12 protein-coding genes are annotated in these 15,359 nt (G+C 58.8%); 11 read left to right on the top strand and 1 reads right to left on the bottom strand.

Annotated features, from left to right (window positions below):
* Positions 1-57: 57 nt before the first annotated feature.
* Positions 58-1,392 carry a TRZ/ATZ family hydrolase gene (locus ACMXYH_RS23460; protein ID WP_415765118.1) on the bottom strand — a complete coding sequence of 445 codons (1,335 nt, stop codon included), beginning with the start codon at positions 1,390-1,392 and terminating at the stop codon, positions 58-60.
* Positions 1,393-1,500: 108 nt separating this feature from the next.
* Here ACMXYH_RS23460 and mtnA point away from each other — a divergent pair, with 108 nt between their 5' ends.
* The 11 genes from mtnA (at position 1,501) to ACMXYH_RS23405 (ending at position 15,135) form a co-directional block, all read left to right on the top strand.
* A complete protein-coding gene (gene mtnA, locus ACMXYH_RS23455; RefSeq protein WP_129442395.1) occupies positions 1,501-2,577 on the top strand; it encodes an S-methyl-5-thioribose-1-phosphate isomerase in 1,077 nt (358 codons plus the stop codon).
* A 419-nt stretch (positions 2,578-2,996) separates the two neighbouring features.
* The gene (gyrA, locus tag ACMXYH_RS23450; RefSeq protein WP_008148713.1) at positions 2,997-5,654 is read left to right on the top strand and encodes a DNA gyrase subunit A; all 2,658 of its coding nucleotides are present in this window, start codon (positions 2,997-2,999) and stop codon (positions 5,652-5,654) included.
* A gap of 230 nt (positions 5,655-5,884) precedes the next feature.
* Positions 5,885-6,970, top strand: coding sequence for a 3-phosphoserine/phosphohydroxythreonine transaminase (gene serC, locus ACMXYH_RS23445; protein WP_415765116.1), 1,086 nt, complete (start codon positions 5,885-5,887; stop codon positions 6,968-6,970).
* The gene (pheA, locus tag ACMXYH_RS23440; RefSeq protein ID WP_007899727.1) at positions 6,970-8,064 is read left to right on the top strand and encodes a prephenate dehydratase; all 1,095 of its coding nucleotides are present in this window, start codon (positions 6,970-6,972) and stop codon (positions 8,062-8,064) included. Before serC ends, pheA begins: the two co-directional genes overlap by 1 nt.
* Positions 8,065-8,076: 12 nt before the next feature.
* On the top strand, positions 8,077-9,189 hold the full coding sequence (hisC, locus tag ACMXYH_RS23435) for a histidinol-phosphate transaminase (RefSeq protein WP_415765115.1): 1,113 nt from the start codon (positions 8,077-8,079) through the stop codon (positions 9,187-9,189).
* Positions 9,190-9,217: 28 nt separating this feature from the next.
* Positions 9,218-11,425 (top strand): bifunctional prephenate dehydrogenase/3-phosphoshikimate 1-carboxyvinyltransferase, encoded by a 2,208-nt coding sequence (locus tag ACMXYH_RS23430; RefSeq protein ID WP_415767743.1) that lies wholly within the window; start codon positions 9,218-9,220, stop codon positions 11,423-11,425.
* Complete coding sequence (gene cmk, locus ACMXYH_RS23425) at positions 11,422-12,111, top strand: (d)CMP kinase (RefSeq protein ID WP_008148720.1); 690 nt, start codon at positions 11,422-11,424, stop codon at positions 12,109-12,111. The genes ACMXYH_RS23430 and cmk overlap by 4 nt, the downstream gene beginning before the upstream one ends.
* A 120-nt stretch (positions 12,112-12,231) precedes the next feature.
* The gene (gene rpsA, locus ACMXYH_RS23420) at positions 12,232-13,923 is read left to right on the top strand and encodes a 30S ribosomal protein S1 (RefSeq protein WP_033055812.1); all 1,692 of its coding nucleotides are present in this window, start codon (positions 12,232-12,234) and stop codon (positions 13,921-13,923) included.
* A 218-nt stretch (positions 13,924-14,141) separates the two neighbouring features.
* Positions 14,142-14,420 (top strand): hypothetical protein, encoded by a 279-nt coding sequence (locus ACMXYH_RS23415; protein WP_415765114.1) that lies wholly within the window; start codon positions 14,142-14,144, stop codon positions 14,418-14,420.
* A gap of 151 nt (positions 14,421-14,571) precedes the next feature.
* The gene (gene ihfB, locus ACMXYH_RS23410; protein ID WP_003369729.1) at positions 14,572-14,868 is read left to right on the top strand and encodes an integration host factor subunit beta; all 297 of its coding nucleotides are present in this window, start codon (positions 14,572-14,574) and stop codon (positions 14,866-14,868) included.
* Positions 14,869-14,895: 27 nt separating this feature from the next.
* Positions 14,896-15,135, top strand: coding sequence for a LapA family protein (locus tag ACMXYH_RS23405; RefSeq protein ID WP_056744083.1), 240 nt, complete (start codon positions 14,896-14,898; stop codon positions 15,133-15,135).
* Positions 15,136-15,359: the final 224 nt, after the last annotated feature.

Here is a 15,359-nt window from a genome sequence, read left to right as displayed (position 1 = left end):
GATTAAGTCCTCTGAAACTTGAAAAATCCTGTTGCCCCGTTGGTGAGTCCGGGGGGCTTACGATTCGGTATGGCCGCTGATGCGCTGGCCCCAGGCCTTGGCCGTGGCGCAGAGCTGTTCTTCATCCAAGCGGGTCAAGCGGCGGTCGTCGAGCAGTTGCTTGCCGGCGACCCAAAGGTGTTTCACGCAGTCACGGCCGGTGGCATAAATAAGCTGCGAAACCGGGTCGTAGACCGGTTGCTGCGCCAGGCCGGAGAGGTCGAACGCGACGATGTCTGCCGCTTTGCCGACTTCCAGCGATCCCACTTCGGACTCAATGCCCAGCGCGCGGGCACCGTTGAGCGTGGCCATGCGCAGGGCGCGATGGGCATCCAGCGCAGTGGCCGAGCCGGCAACAGCTTTGGCCAATAAAGCGGCGGTGCGGGTTTCGCCGAGCAGGTCCAGGTCATTGTTGCTGGCCGCGCCATCGGTGCCGATCGCCACATTGACGCCAGCCTGCCACAAGCGCTCCACCGGGCAGAACCCGCTGGCCAGCTTCAGGTTGGATTCCGGGCAATGAATCACGTTGGTGTTACTTTCTACCAGCAACACCAGGTCTTCATCGCTGATCTGAGTCATGTGGACGGCCTGGAAGCGCGGCCCCAATAAACCCAGGCGCCCGAGGCGGGCCAATGGGCGCTCGCCGTGTTGCTCGACGGACTGCTGCACTTCGAAGGCGGTTTCGTGGACGTGCATGTGGATCGAGGCGTCCAGTTCCTCTGTGATCACCCGGATTTTCTCCAGGTTCTCGTCGCCCACCGTGTAGGGTGCATGGGGGCCGAAGGTGACTTTGATGCGCTCGTGATGCTTGAGATCGCCAAATAATTCGACGCCCTGACGAATGGCTTCGTCCGCCGTGCTGGCGCCCGGGATCGGGAAATCGAGGATCGGAATCGCGATTTGTGCGCGAATGCCGCTGTTATGGACGCGCTCGCTGGCAACCTTCGGGAAGAAATACATGTCAGAGAAACAGGTGATGCCACCTTTGATCTGCTCGGCGATCGCCAGGTCAGTGCCGTCACGTACGAAAGCTTCATCGACCCACTTGGCTTCGGCCGGCCAAATGTGGTCTTCCAGCCAGGTCATCAGGGGCAGATCATCGGCCAGACCACGGAACAGCGTCATCGCCGCATGCCCGTGGGTATTGATCAAACCGGGGCAGAGCAACATGTCCGGCAATTCGCGGACTTCGGTTGCGTCAAGCTTCAGCGCAGCCGAGCGCGGGCCGATGAATACGATGCGTCCGTCGCGGATGCCCAGGGCGTGCTCTTTGAGGACAACGCCAGCGGGTTCGACGGGTACCAGCCAGGTCGGCAGCAATAGCAAGTCGAGCGCAGCGGCAGTGTTCGGCATCGAGAATCGGTTCCAGAGCTTTTGTAAAGGATGGCGAAGTATACCCGAGCGTCTTCGCAGGGGGATCGCTATAATCGACGGCTTTTGTTCATGAGTACGGGGTGACGGATGCGCGATCGACTGTTGGCTGCGGAGAAGGTGAAGGCCATCGATTGGCGTGATGGCGCCCTTTACCTGCTGGATCAGCGTATTTTGCCGTTCGAGGAAACCTGGATCGCCTACACCAGCGCTGCTGGCGTGGCCGAGGCCATTCGCTCGATGGTGGTGCGCGGCGCGCCGGCAATTGGCATCAGTGCCGCCTATGGAGTTGTGCTGGCGGCCCGCGCGCGGTTTGCCAAGGGCGGTGACTGGCAGGCGGCGCTGGAAGAGGATTTCGCGCTGCTGGCCGATTCCCGTCCGACCGCGGTCAACCTGTTCTGGGCCCTGGGCCGCATGCGCGACCGGCTTGAACGTCTGAAGCATCACGCCGATCCGCTGGCGGTGCTGGAGGCGGAGGCTATCGCCATTCACGAGAGTGATCGCGAAGCCAACCTGACCATGGCGCAACTCGGTGTGGATCTGATCCGCAAGCACCAGGGCAATGCCCAGGCGATTTTGACCCACTGCAACACCGGCGCTCTGGCCACCGGCGGCTTTGGCACGGCGCTCGGCGTGATTCGTGGCGCTTTCATTGAAGGCATGGTCGAGCGCGTCTATGCCGACGAAACCCGTCCATGGCTGCAAGGTTCGCGGCTGACCGCATGGGAACTGGCAAACGAAGGCATTCCCGTCACGCTCAATGCCGACTCCGCCGCCGCCCACATCATGAAGACCAAAGGCATTACCTGGGTGATTGTCGGCGCTGACCGGATCACCGCCAATGGCGACGTGGCCAACAAGATCGGCACTTATCAGCTGGCGGTGAACGCCATGCACCACGGCGTGCGTTTCATGGTGGTGGCGCCGAGTTCGACCATCGACATGAACCTGGCCAGCGGTGATGACATCCCGATTGAAGAGCGCGATGGTCGCGAGTTGCTGGAAGTCGGCGGCAAGCGGGTCGGGGCCGATGTCGATGCGTTCAACCCGGTGTTCGACGTGACCCCGGCTGACTTGATCGATGCGATCGTCACCGAAAAAGGCATCGTCGAACGCCCGGATACCGCGAAAATGGCGCAGTTGATGTGCCGCAAGCGTCTGCATTAAAGATATCTGGTGCCTGATGAGACGCTATCGCGAGCAAGCTCGCTCCCACATTTGACCGAGATCTTCAGTTAGATACGGTCAGTGTGGGAGCTTGCTCGCGATAGGGCCCGCAAAGTCAACAAATCAGCTTGAATTCTGTATTCGGCAACCCTCTAAGCCTCTCTCGTCCCCTTCAAGCCTGTCACCGGTCAACTAACTATGCTCCATGCGCATCAGGGGGATAGGTGCGTGGCGGCTCTTGTGATAACATCCGGCGGTTTCCAAGGTAGCCCGATGTGGCTGCCTTTACTGCGCAGATCCATGGCATAACTCGTTGATTTGTCGTAAGTCGGTGCATGGCACTCAGCCTGCAGCGGCGAGCTTCGTTCGTCCCATATGGATGTGACGAAGTTTCACCAGAAAAAGGAATCAGGCTTCTCATGGGCGAACTGGCCAAAGAAATCCTCCCGGTCAATATCGAAGACGAGCTGAAGCAGTCCTACCTCGACTACGCGATGAGCGTAATTGTCGGGCGGGCACTGCCGGATGCGCGCGATGGCTTGAAGCCCGTGCACCGGCGTGTGCTGTTCGCGATGAGCGAGCTGGGCAACGACTTCAACAAGCCGTACAAGAAATCTGCCCGTGTTGTCGGTGACGTGATCGGTAAGTATCACCCTCACGGTGATACCGCGGTGTACGACACCATCGTTCGGATGGCGCAGCCATTCTCGCTGCGCTACCTGCTGGTAGACGGTCAGGGCAACTTCGGTTCCGTGGACGGCGACAACGCCGCGGCCATGCGATACACCGAAGTGCGCATGACCAAGCTGGCGCACGAGCTGCTGGCTGACCTGCACAAAGAAACCGTGGACTGGGTGCCGAACTACGACGGCACCGAAATGATCCCGGCGGTCATGCCGACCCGTATTCCCAACCTGTTGGTCAACGGCTCCAGCGGTATCGCCGTGGGCATGGCGACCAACATCCCGCCGCACAACCTCGGTGAAGTCATCGACGGTTGCCTGGCACTCATCGACAACCCTGAGTTGACCATCGATGAGCTGATGCAATACATCCCCGGTCCGGACTTCCCGACCGCCGCGATCATCAACGGTCGCGCCGGTATCATCGAAGCCTACCGCACCGGTCGTGGCCGCATTTACATGCGCGCCCGCTCGATGATCGAAGACATCGACAAGGTCGGTGGCCGTCAGCAGATCGTCATCACCGAACTCCCTTACCAGTTGAACAAGGCCCGTCTGATCGAGAAGATCGCCGAGCTGGTAAAAGAGAAGAAGCTCGAAGGCATCACCGAGCTGCGCGACGAGTCCGACAAGGACGGTATGCGCGTCGTGATCGAACTGCGTCGCGGCGAAGTGCCTGAGGTGATTCTCAACAACCTCTACGCCCAGACCCAGCTGCAAGCGGTGTTCGGTATCAACATCGTCGCGCTGATCGACGGCCGTCCGCGGATCCTGAACCTCAAGGACCTGCTGGAAGCCTTCGTTCGTCACCGTCGCGAAGTCGTTACCCGCCGTACCGTGTTCGAACTGCGTAAAGCCCGCGAACGGGGTCACATTCTGGAAGGCCAAGCGGTTGCCCTGTCGAACATCGACCCGGTCATCGCCCTGATCAAGGCCTCGCCAACCCCGTCGGAAGCCAAGGAAGCGCTGATCAAGACTGCGTGGGAATCTTCCGCCGTGGTCGCGATGGTTGAACGTGCCGGTGCCGATTCGTGCCGTCCAGAGACTCTGGACCCGCAATACGGTCTGCGCGAAGGCAAGTACTTCCTGTCGCCAGAACAGGCGCAAGCCATTCTGGAACTGCGTTTGCACCGCCTGACCGGCCTGGAACACGAAAAGCTGCTGGCCGAGTATCAAGAGATCCTCAACCAGATCGGCGAGCTGATCCGCATCCTCAGCAGCGCCACGCGCCTGATGGAAGTGATCCGCGAAGAGCTGGAAGTGATCCGCGCCGAATACGGCGACGTGCGTCGCACCGAGATTCTCGATGCCCGTCTCGACCTGACCCTGGGTGACATGATCCCGGAAGAAGAGCGCGTCGTGACCATTTCCCACGGTGGCTACGCCAAGACCCAGCCATTGGCTGCGTACCAGGCTCAGCGTCGTGGCGGTAAAGGCAAATCGGCTACCGGCGTCAAGGATGAGGACTACATCGCTCACCTGCTGGTCGCCAACAGTCACACCACGCTGCTGCTGTTCTCCAGCAAAGGCAAGGTGTACTGGCTGAAAACCTACGAAATCCCGGAAGCCTCCCGCGCTGCCCGTGGTCGTCCGCTGGTCAACCTGCTGCCGCTGGACAGTGATGAATACATCACCACCATGCTGCCGGTCGACGAATACACCGAAGGTCACTTCATCTTCATGGCCACTGCCAAAGGCACCGTGAAGAAGACCCCGCTGGAATCCTTCAGCCGTCAACGCAGCGTCGGTCTGATCGCGCTGGAGCTGGACGAAGGTGACGTACTGATCTCTGCCGCCATTACCGATGGCGAGCGCGAAGTCATGCTGTTCTCCGACGGCGGCAAGGTGACTCGCTTCAAGGAAACCGACGTTCGCGCCATGGGCCGTACCGCTCGCGGTGTCCGCGGCATGCGTCTGCCGGAAGGCCAGAAGCTGATTTCCATGCTGATCCCGGAAGAAGGCAGCCAGATCCTGACCGCTTCGGCCCGTGGTTTCGGCAAGCGCACGGCGATCACCGAGTTCCCTGAGTACAAACGTGGCGGTCAGGGCGTTATCGCCATGGTCAGCAACGACCGTAACGGTCGTCTGGTCGGTGCAGTCCAGGTGCTCGACGGCGAGGAAATCATGCTGATTTCCGACCAGGGCACTTTGGTTCGTACCCGTGTTGACGAAGTCTCCAGTCTGGGTCGTAACACCCAGGGCGTGACCCTGATCAAACTGGCCAGCGATGAAACGCTGGTAGGTCTGGAGCGGGTTCAGGAGCCGTCGGAAGTCGAAGGCGAAGAGCTGGAAGAAGGTGAAGAGGGTGCAGTGTTCGACGGCGAAGTCGTGATCGACGACGTTGTTGAAGATCAGCAACTCGACGCCGCCGCTGACGAAGAACCGCAGGAGTAAGCGGACAGACAGGGGGCGGATGAGAATTCGCCCCCTTGTTGTTTGTCTGCAATGAAATTATCGACGCCCATGGAGATCGAGTGTGGGAGCGGGCTTGCTCGCGAAGACGGACTGACATTCAACATCGATGTCGCCTGTTACACCGCTTTCGCGAGCAAGCCCGCACCCACATTGGATCTGCGTCGACTGATATGTTTGCGTGATACCACCAAATCAGAGCGAGATTGGATGTGAGCAAGAGAGCCTATAACTTCTGTGCCGGTCCTGCGGCACTTCCCGAAGCTGTCCTGCAGCGCGCCCAGGGTGAACTCCTTGATTGGCACGGCAAGGGCTTGTCGGTCATGGAAATGAGCCATCGCAGCGATGAGTTCGTGTCCATCGCCACCAAGGCCGAGCAGGATCTGCGTGATCTGCTGAATATCCCCTCGAACTATAAAGTGCTGTTTCTGCAAGGTGGCGCCAGCCAGCAATTCGCTCAGATTCCTCTGAACCTGTTGCCGGAAAGCGGCACCGCCGACTATATCGACACCGGTATCTGGTCGCAGAAAGCCATCGAAGAAGCTTCGCGCTACGGTCACGTCAATGTCGCCGCCACCGCCAAGCCTTACGACTATTTCGCTATTCCCGGTCAGAACGAATGGAACCTGTCGAAAGATGCGGCTTACGTTCACTACGCGCCGAACGAAACCATCGGTGGTCTGGAATTTCAGTGGATCCCGGAAACCGGCGATGTTCCGCTGGTCGCCGACATGTCCTCGGACATCCTGTCGCGTCCGATCGATGTTTCGCGCTTTGGCATGATCTACGCCGGTGCCCAGAAAAACATCGGCCCGAGCGGCGTCGTCGTCAACATCGTTCGCGAAGACCTGCTGGGTCATGCCCGTTCCCTGTGCCCGACCATGCTCAACTACAAGGTCGCGGCCGACAACGGCTCGATGTACAACACCCCGCCAACCCTGGCCTGGTACCTCTCGGGTCTGGTATTCGAGTGGCTGAAAGAGCAGGGTGGTGTTGAAGTCATCGGCAAGCTCAACGAAGTGAAGCAGCGCACGCTGTACGACTTCATCGACGCCAGCGGCTTGTACAGCAACCCGATCAACAAATCGGATCGCTCGTGGATGAACGTGCCGTTCCGCCTGGCGGACGATCGTCTCGACAAGCCATTCCTGGTCGGTGCCGAAGAGCGTGGCCTGTTGAACCTCAAGGGTCACCGTTCCGTGGGTGGCATGCGTGCCTCCATCTATAACGCCGTCGACATCGTTGCGGTCAACGCACTGATTTCGTACATGGCAGAGTTCGAGAAGGAACACGGTTAATGTCTGAGCAAGAACTCAAGGCACTGCGCCTGCGCATTGATGCCCTGGACGAGAAAGTCCTGGAGCTGATCAGTGAGCGCGCACGCTGCGCCCAGGAAGTTGCGCGAGTAAAGATGGCCTCGCTGGCCGAAGGCGAAGTGCCGGTGTTCTATCGTCCTGAGCGTGAAGCTCAGGTGCTCAAGCGCGTCATGGAGCGTAACCAGGGGCCGTTGGGCAACGAAGAGATGGCGCGGCTGTTCCGCGAAATCATGTCCTCGTGCCTGGCCCTCGAGCAGCCGCTGAAAGTGGCTTACCTCGGCCCTGAAGGCACCTTCACCCAAGCCGCAGCCATGAAGCACTTCGGTCACGCCGTGATCAGCAAGCCAATGGCAGCGATCGACGAAGTGTTCCGTGAAGTGGCGGCCGGTGCGGTGAACTTTGGCGTCGTTCCGGTGGAAAACTCCACCGAAGGCGCGGTCAACCACACCCTCGACAGCTTCCTGGAACACGACATGGTGATCTGTGGCGAAGTCGAGCTGCGGATTCACCACCACCTGTTGGTCGGTGAAAACACCAAGACCGACAGCATCAGTCGCATCTATTCCCACGCCCAGTCCCTGGCCCAGTGCCGCAAGTGGCTGGACGCCCATTACCCGAATGTCGAGCGCGTGGCGGTGTCCAGCAACGCCGAAGCGGCCAAGCGGGTCAAGGGTGAGTGGAACTCGGCGGCGATTGCCGGCGATATGGCCGCAGGCTTGTACGGGCTGACCCGTCTGGCCGAGAAAATCGAGGATCGCCCGGACAACTCCACGCGATTCCTGATGATCGGCAGCCAGGAAGTGCCGCCGACCGGCGACGACAAGACTTCGATCATCGTCTCCATGAGCAACAAGCCTGGCGCACTTCACGAGTTGCTGGTGCCGTTCCACGACAACGGCATCGACCTGACGCGAATCGAGACGCGTCCTTCGCGCAGCGGTAAATGGACCTACGTGTTCTTCATCGACTTCGTCGGCCACCACCGCGACCCACTGGTCAAAGGTGTGCTGGAAAAGATCAGTCAGGAAGCAGTGGCACTCAAAGTGCTGGGTTCCTACCCGAAAGCAGTTCTCTAAGGGCGGTAGCAAATGAGTGGTGACTTCCTCGCTCTGGCACAGCCGGGCGTGCAACAACTTTCGCCTTACGTTCCGGGCAAACCCGTGGACGAACTGGCGCGCGAGCTGAACATCGATCCGGCCAGCATCGTCAAACTGGCCAGCAACGAAAACCCGTTGGGCGCCAGTCCCAAGGCTCTGGCGGCGATTCGCGAAGCATTGGCCGAGCTGACCCGCTATCCGGACGGCAACGGTTTTGCGCTCAAGACCCTGCTGGCCGATCAGTGCCGCGTCGAGCTGAATCAGGTGACGCTGGGCAACGGTTCCAACGACATTCTGGAACTGGTCGCCCGTGCCTATCTGGCGCCGGGCCTGAACGCGGTATTCAGCGAGCACGCGTTTGCGGTCTATCCGATCGTGACCCAAGCCGTTGGCGCTACGGCAAAAGTGATCCCGGCCAAAGACTGGGGTCTTGATCTGTCGGGCATGCTGGCCGCGATCGATGCCGATACCCGCGTAGTGTTCATCGCCAACCCGAACAACCCGACCGGGACCTGGTTTGGCGCCGAAGCGCTGGACGAATTCCTGCAGGATGTACCGGAACACGTGCTGGTGGTGCTGGACGAGGCCTACATCGAATACGCCGAAGGCAGCGACTTGCCAGACGGCCTGGACTATCTGGCGGCCTACCCGAACCTGCTGGTTTCGCGCACGTTCTCCAAAGCCTACGGCTTGGCGGCATTGCGGGTCGGTTATGGCTTGTCCACGGCGGTGGTCGCGGATGTGCTGAACCGTGTGCGTCAACCGTTCAACGTTAACAGCCTGGCTCTGGCCGCTGCATGCGCTGCGCTGCAAGACGCTGAGTACCTGGCTGAAAGCCGTCGCCTGAACGAGTCCGGCATGCAGCAACTGGAAGCGGGTTTCCGCGAGTTGGGGTTGAGCTGGATTCCGTCCAAGGGCAACTTCATCTGCGTCGATCTGGGCCGTGTTGCGGCACCGGTCTTCCAGGGTTTGCTGCGCGAAGGCGTGATTGTGCGTCCGGTGGCCAATTACGGCATGCCGAATCACTTGCGCATCACCATCGGTTTGCCGGCGGAAAACAGCCGCTTCCTTGAGGCGCTGACCAAGGTTCTGGCTCGTGGTTGATGTCACTGCACTGCAATCTGCTGAACCTATGATCGGTCGCCTGGTGGTGGTCGGTCTGGGGTTGATCGGCGGTTCGTTTGCCAAGGGTTTGCGTGAAAGCGGCCTGTGCCGCGAAGTGGTCGGGGTCGATCTCGACCCGCAGTCGCGCAAACTGGCGGTTGAGTTGGGTGTGGTGGATCGCTGCGAAGAAGACCTGGCCGTTGCTTGCCAGGGCGCCGACGTGATTCAGCTGGCTGTGCCGATCCTGGCTATGGAAAAAATGCTCGGTCGGTTGGCCGGTATGGACTTGGGCCAAGCAATTCTTACCGACGTCGGCAGCGCCAAAGGCAATGTGGTGCGCGCGGCAACCGAAGCGTTTGGCGGCATGCCGGCGCGTTTCGTGCCGGGGCATCCGATTGCCGGTTCCGAGCAGAGCGGGGTGGAAGCCTCCAATGCCGAACTGTTCCGTCGCCATAAAGTGATTTTGACGCCGCTGGATCAGACTGATCCGGCAGCGCTGGCAGTGGTCGACCGTTTGTGGCGCGAATTGGGCGCCGATGTCGAGCACATGCAGGTCGAGCGTCATGACGAAGTGTTGGCGGCGACCAGCCATTTGCCGCACTTGTTGGCGTTCGGTTTGGTCGATTCGTTGGCCAAGCGCAATGAAAACCTTGAGATCTTCCGTTACGCTGCCGGCGGTTTCCGCGATTTCACAAGAATTGCGGGTAGCGACCCGGTCATGTGGCACGACATCTTCCTCGCCAACCGCGAAGCTGTCCTGCGCACACTCGATACATTTCGCAGCGACCTCGACGCCTTGCGCGACGCGGTCGATGCAGGGGATGGGCACCAATTGTTGGGCGTTTTCACTCGCGCCCGGGTTGCCCGCGAACATTTCAGTAAAATCCTGGCCCGCCGGGCTTATGTGGACGCTATGAATTCCAACGACCTGATTTTCCTGGCACAACCTGGTGGCCGCCTGACTGGGCGGATTCGAGTACCGGGCGACAAATCGATTTCCCACCGTTCGATCATGCTCGGCTCCCTGGCTGAAGGCGTTACCGAAGTGGAAGGTTTCCTCGAGGGCGAAGACGCCCTGGCAACCTTGCAAGCCTTCCGCGACATGGGCGTCGTGATCGAAGGTCCGCACCACGGTCGCGTGACCATTCACGGCGTCGGCCTGCATGGCTTGAAACCTGCGCCGGGCCCGATCTATCTGGGCAACTCCGGCACTTCGATGCGTCTGCTGTCTGGCCTGTTGGCTGCGCAGAACTTCGACAGCACGTTGACGGGCGATGCTTCGCTGTCCAAGCGTCCGATGAATCGCGTGGCCAATCCGCTGCGTGAAATGGGCGCCGTGATTGAGACTGCTGCTGAAGGTCGTCCGCCGATGACCATTCGCGGCGGCAACAAGCTCAAAGGCCTGACCTACACCATGCCGATGGCCAGTGCCCAGGTTAAATCCTGCCTGCTGCTGGCGGGTTTGTACGCCGAAGGCAAGACCACCGTCACCGAGCCGGCTCCAACCCGCGACCACACCGAGCGCATGCTGCGTGGCTTCGGCTACCCGGTTTCCGTCAACGGGGCGACCGCTTCGGTCGAGTCGGGTAACAAGCTGACTGCGACCCACATTGAAGTGCCGGGCGACATCTCGTCTTCCGCGTTCTTCCTGGTGGCCGCGTCGATCGCCGAAGGCTCGGAGCTGGTGCTTGAGCACGTCGGCATCAACCCGACCCGTACCGGCGTGATCGACATCCTGCGTCTGATGGGCGCTGATATCACCCTGGAAAACCAGCGTGAAGTCGGCGGTGAGCCGGTTGCGGATCTGCGCGTACGTGCAGCTAAACTCAAAGGTATCGAGATTCCTGAAGCGCTGGTTCCGCTGGCCATCGACGAATTCCCGGTGCTGTTCGTAGCCGCCGCCTGTGCCGAAGGGCGCACCATCCTGCGTGGCGCCGAAGAGCTGCGGGTTAAAGAGTCGGACCGGATTCAGGTCATGGCGGATGGCTTGCTGGCGCTTGGCGTCAAGTGCGAGCCGACCCCGGACGGCATCATCATCGACGGCGGCCAGATCGGCGGCGGCGAAGTGCACGGACACGGCGATCACCGGATTGCCATGGCCTTCAGCGTGGCTTCGCTGCGCGCCACTGCACCGATCCGCATTCATGACTGTGCCAACGTCGCGACGTCGTTCCCGAACTTCCTCGCGCTGTGCGCGCAGGTCGGTATCCGTGTTGCACAAGAGGCTCAGTCGTGATTATCAAGCCACCGGTCATCACCATCGACGGGCCTAGCGGTTCGGGCAAGGGCACTATTGCCGGGATTCTGGCCAAGCGTCTGGGCTGGTGCCTGCTGGATTCCGGTGCGCTGTACCGTCTGCTGGCATTCGCCGCGCGTAATCATGGCGTCGATCTGACCAATGAGGAGTCGCTTAAGCTGCTGGCCGCTCATCTGGACGTGCAATTCGTCGGCGCGACCGAAGGTCATCCGCAGCGGATCATTCTCGAAGGTGACGATGTCACTGATGATTTGCGCAACGAACAAGTCGGCGCCTGGGCTTCCCAGGTCGCTGCGCTGCCGGCCGTGCGTGATGCGCTGCTCCAGCGCCAGCGGGCGTTTCAGGAGGCTCCGGGTTTGGTGGCCGATGGTCGCGACATGGGCACGGTGGTTTTCCCCGATGCACCGCTGAAGATATTCCTGACTGCCAGTGCCGAGGAGCGTGCGCGCCGTCGATACTTGCAGTTGAAGGGCAAAGTCGATGGTGTTAGTCTGTCGAGTCTGCTAGATGAGATACGTGTCCGCGATGAGCGTGACACCCAGCGAGCGGTAGCCCCGCTCAAACCGGCGGCTGACGCCATACAGCTGGATTCCACGGAATTATCCATCGATCAGGTGCTGGAACGCATCATGAGTGAAATCGCCATTCGCGATATCGCCGGGTGACCAAGAAGCGACTCAGGGGACCAGTCATAGTCCTGCGTCGTTTCTTCAAATGAACATAACCCACGTCGTCTGGGATGTGGAGATGGGCGTATCCTTCGCCCTTATTCAACAGGAATTAAAATGAGCGAAAGCTTTGCGGAACTCTTTGAAGAAAGCCTAAAAACCCTGAACCTTCAGGCAGGCTCCATCATCACCGGTGTTATCGTTGATATCGATTACCAAGCTCGCTGGGTAACCGTTCACGCTGGCCTGAAGTCTGAAGCACTCATCCCGCTTGAGCAGTTCTACAACGATGCTGGCGAACTGACTATCAACGTCGGTGACGAAGTTCACGTTGCTCTGGACTCGGTTGAAGACGGCTTTGGTGAAACCAAGCTGTCCCGTGAAAAAGCCAAGCGCGCTGAATGCTGGATTGTTCTGGAAGCAGCCTTCGCAGCCGAAGAAGTGGTCAAGGGCGTTATCAACGGTAAGGTTAAAGGCGGCTTCACTGTCGACGTTAACGGCATCCGTGCGTTCCTGCCAGGTTCTCTGGTTGACGTCCGTCCTGTGCGCGACACCACGCACCTGGAAGGCAAAGAGCTGGAATTCAAGGTCATCAAGCTTGACCAGAAACGCAACAACGTTGTCGTTTCCCGTCGTAGCGTCCTCGAAGCCGAGAACTCCGCTGAGCGTGAAGCTCTGCTGGAATCCCTGCAGGAAGGCCAACAAGTCAAAGGTATCGTCAAAAACCTCACCGATTACGGCGCCTTCGTCGATCTGGGTGGCGTCGATGGCCTGCTGCACATTACCGACATGGCTTGGAAGCGTATCAAGCATCCTTCCGAAATCGTCAACGTTGGCGACGAGATCGATGTCAAGGTTCTGAAGTACGATCGCGAACGCAATCGTGTTTCCCTGGGCCTCAAGCAACTGGGCGAAGATCCATGGGTTGCTATCAAAGCCCGTTACCCAGAAAGCACTCGCGTTACCGCTCGTGTAACCAACCTGACCGACTACGGCTGCTTCGCTGAGCTGGAAGAAGGCGTTGAAGGCCTGGTACACGTTTCCGAAATGGACTGGACCAACAAGAACATCCACCCTTCGAAAGTCGTACAAGTCGGCGACGAAGTGGAAGTTATGGTTCTGGACATCGACGAAGAGCGTCGTCGTATCTCCCTCGGCATCAAACAGTGCAAATCTAACCCATGGGAAGATTTCTCTGGCCAGTTCAACAAGGGCGATAAAATCTCCGGCACCATCAAGTCGATCACCGATTTCGGTATCTTCATTGGTCTGGACGGCGGCATCGACGGTCTGGTTCACCTGTCCGACATCTCCTGGAACGAAGTGGGCGAAGAAGCCGTTCGCCGCTTCAAGAAGGGCGACGAGCTGGACACCGTTATCCTGTCGGTTGACCCAGAGCGCGAGCGCATCTCCCTGGGTATCAAGCAACTGGAAAGCGATCCGTTCTCCGAGTACGTTCAAGAGAACGACAAAGGCGCAATCGTTAAAGGCATCGTGAAAGAAGTTGACGCCAAAGGCGCCATCATCACTCTGGCCGACGATATCGAAGCGACTCTGAAAGCCTCCGAAATCAGCCGTGACCGCGTTGAAGACGCGCGCAACGTTCTGAAAGAAGGCCAGGAAGTAGAAGCCAAGATCATCAGCGTTGACCGCAAGAGCCGTGTAATCCAGCTCTCCATCAAGTCGAAAGACGATGCTGAAGAGAAAGAAGCAATCCAGAGCTTGAAAGACAAGCCTGCTGCTGACATCGCTGCTGGTCCTACCACTCTGGGCGACCTGTTGCGTGCACAAATGGAAAAACAGAACTAAGTTCTGTCAGACCATAGAAAAAGGGCGACTTCGGTCGCCCTTTTTTGCGCCTGTGATTTGGTGATTTTGATGGTTTCGCGGCGCTGCGATTGTTTGCCGTGAAACCAATCCTCCCGACAAGTTGTCTCTTTCTTTAATAGGATCAATCGTTTATTTACAGCTAGTCTTTAGCTTGCAGCGAACGACCGTCGGGCGGTGTGTCCGGCCTAAGGAAGTGAATGAACAAGCTCATTGTCGTAATAGCATTGCTGACACTGGCGGGCTGTACCACTAATGCCAAGACTCATGCAGTGCGTGGGGTAAGTGGCATCGAGATCGATTGTTCAGGATTGGGGTCGGGGTGGGAGAAGTGTCGCAAGCGAGCTAACAAGGAGTGCAAGGCGGCGGGCTACAAAGTTGTAGCCAGGTCCGATGATGCCAAAGACGAGGATGAGTACCCCTTTGGCTTTAATCCTGCGGGCTATCTGACGCGCACCATGCTGGTCATCTGTCGATGAGTGTGTGAGTGCACGATCAGTGATTCGTTACTCTGGAATAGGTCATCTCATTGCTGGTGAGGTATGTCAAAACTCGGGCTGTTCAAATTCACCCGGGCGTGCTAAAACCTTTGAAGCGCTGATCTAGCTGCTTGAAAAAGAAGGGAAAAATATGACGAAGTCGGAGTTGATCGAACGAATTGTCACCCATCAAGGGCTGCTCTCATCCAAGGATGTGGAGCTGGCCATCAAGACCATGCTCGAACAAATGTCCCAATGTCTGGCCACCGGTGATCGCATCGAGATCCGTGGGTTTGGCAGCTTCTCCTTGCACTACCGCGCACCGCGCGTAGGTCGCAATCCAAAAACCGGTCAGTCCGTCAGCCTCGACGGCAAGTTCGTGCCGCATTTCAAACCAGGCAAAGAATTGCGCGATCGTGTGAACGAGGACGAGGAGGAAGGGCTTTGACGGCCTCCGTTATTCAAGGAACCGCTCATGCGTAACCTCAAGCGTGTACTGCTCGCCGTATTCGTCCTGTTGCTGATTTTGGCGATCCTGGCGTTCGTTCTCGAGAATCAGCAATCGGTTTCCCTGTTGTTCCTGGGTTGGGCGGGACCGCAACTGCCGGTATCGCTGGTCATGGTTGTTGCGCTGCTGATCGGGATGGTGATCGGGCCGATCCTGGGCTGGTTTCTGGGGCGAACTTCCAGAGTTTCACGCAAGCGCCTTGTCTGATTGCGACATGGCGCGGAAGGTGCACTAAACTTTAGCCACACTTTGTCTATATCCATTAGTAAAACCGTCATTAAGCTGTAAAATGCTGCGCTTGTCCGATAGTGGCATATTCCCACATCGGTTCAGACTGACTCTGTCAGAGGCCTCAGCTGACTTGATGGCTTCTGCGTTCATGGATTTGACAGTGCTCGGTTGGCGGTCCTGTCAGTAACTCAAGGGTATGG

The organism is Pseudomonas frigoris, assembly GCF_047758635.1.
Taxonomy (GTDB): domain Bacteria; phylum Pseudomonadota; class Gammaproteobacteria; order Pseudomonadales; family Pseudomonadaceae; genus Aquipseudomonas; species Aquipseudomonas frigoris.
This window is presented reverse-complemented; position numbering and strand designations above follow the sequence as displayed.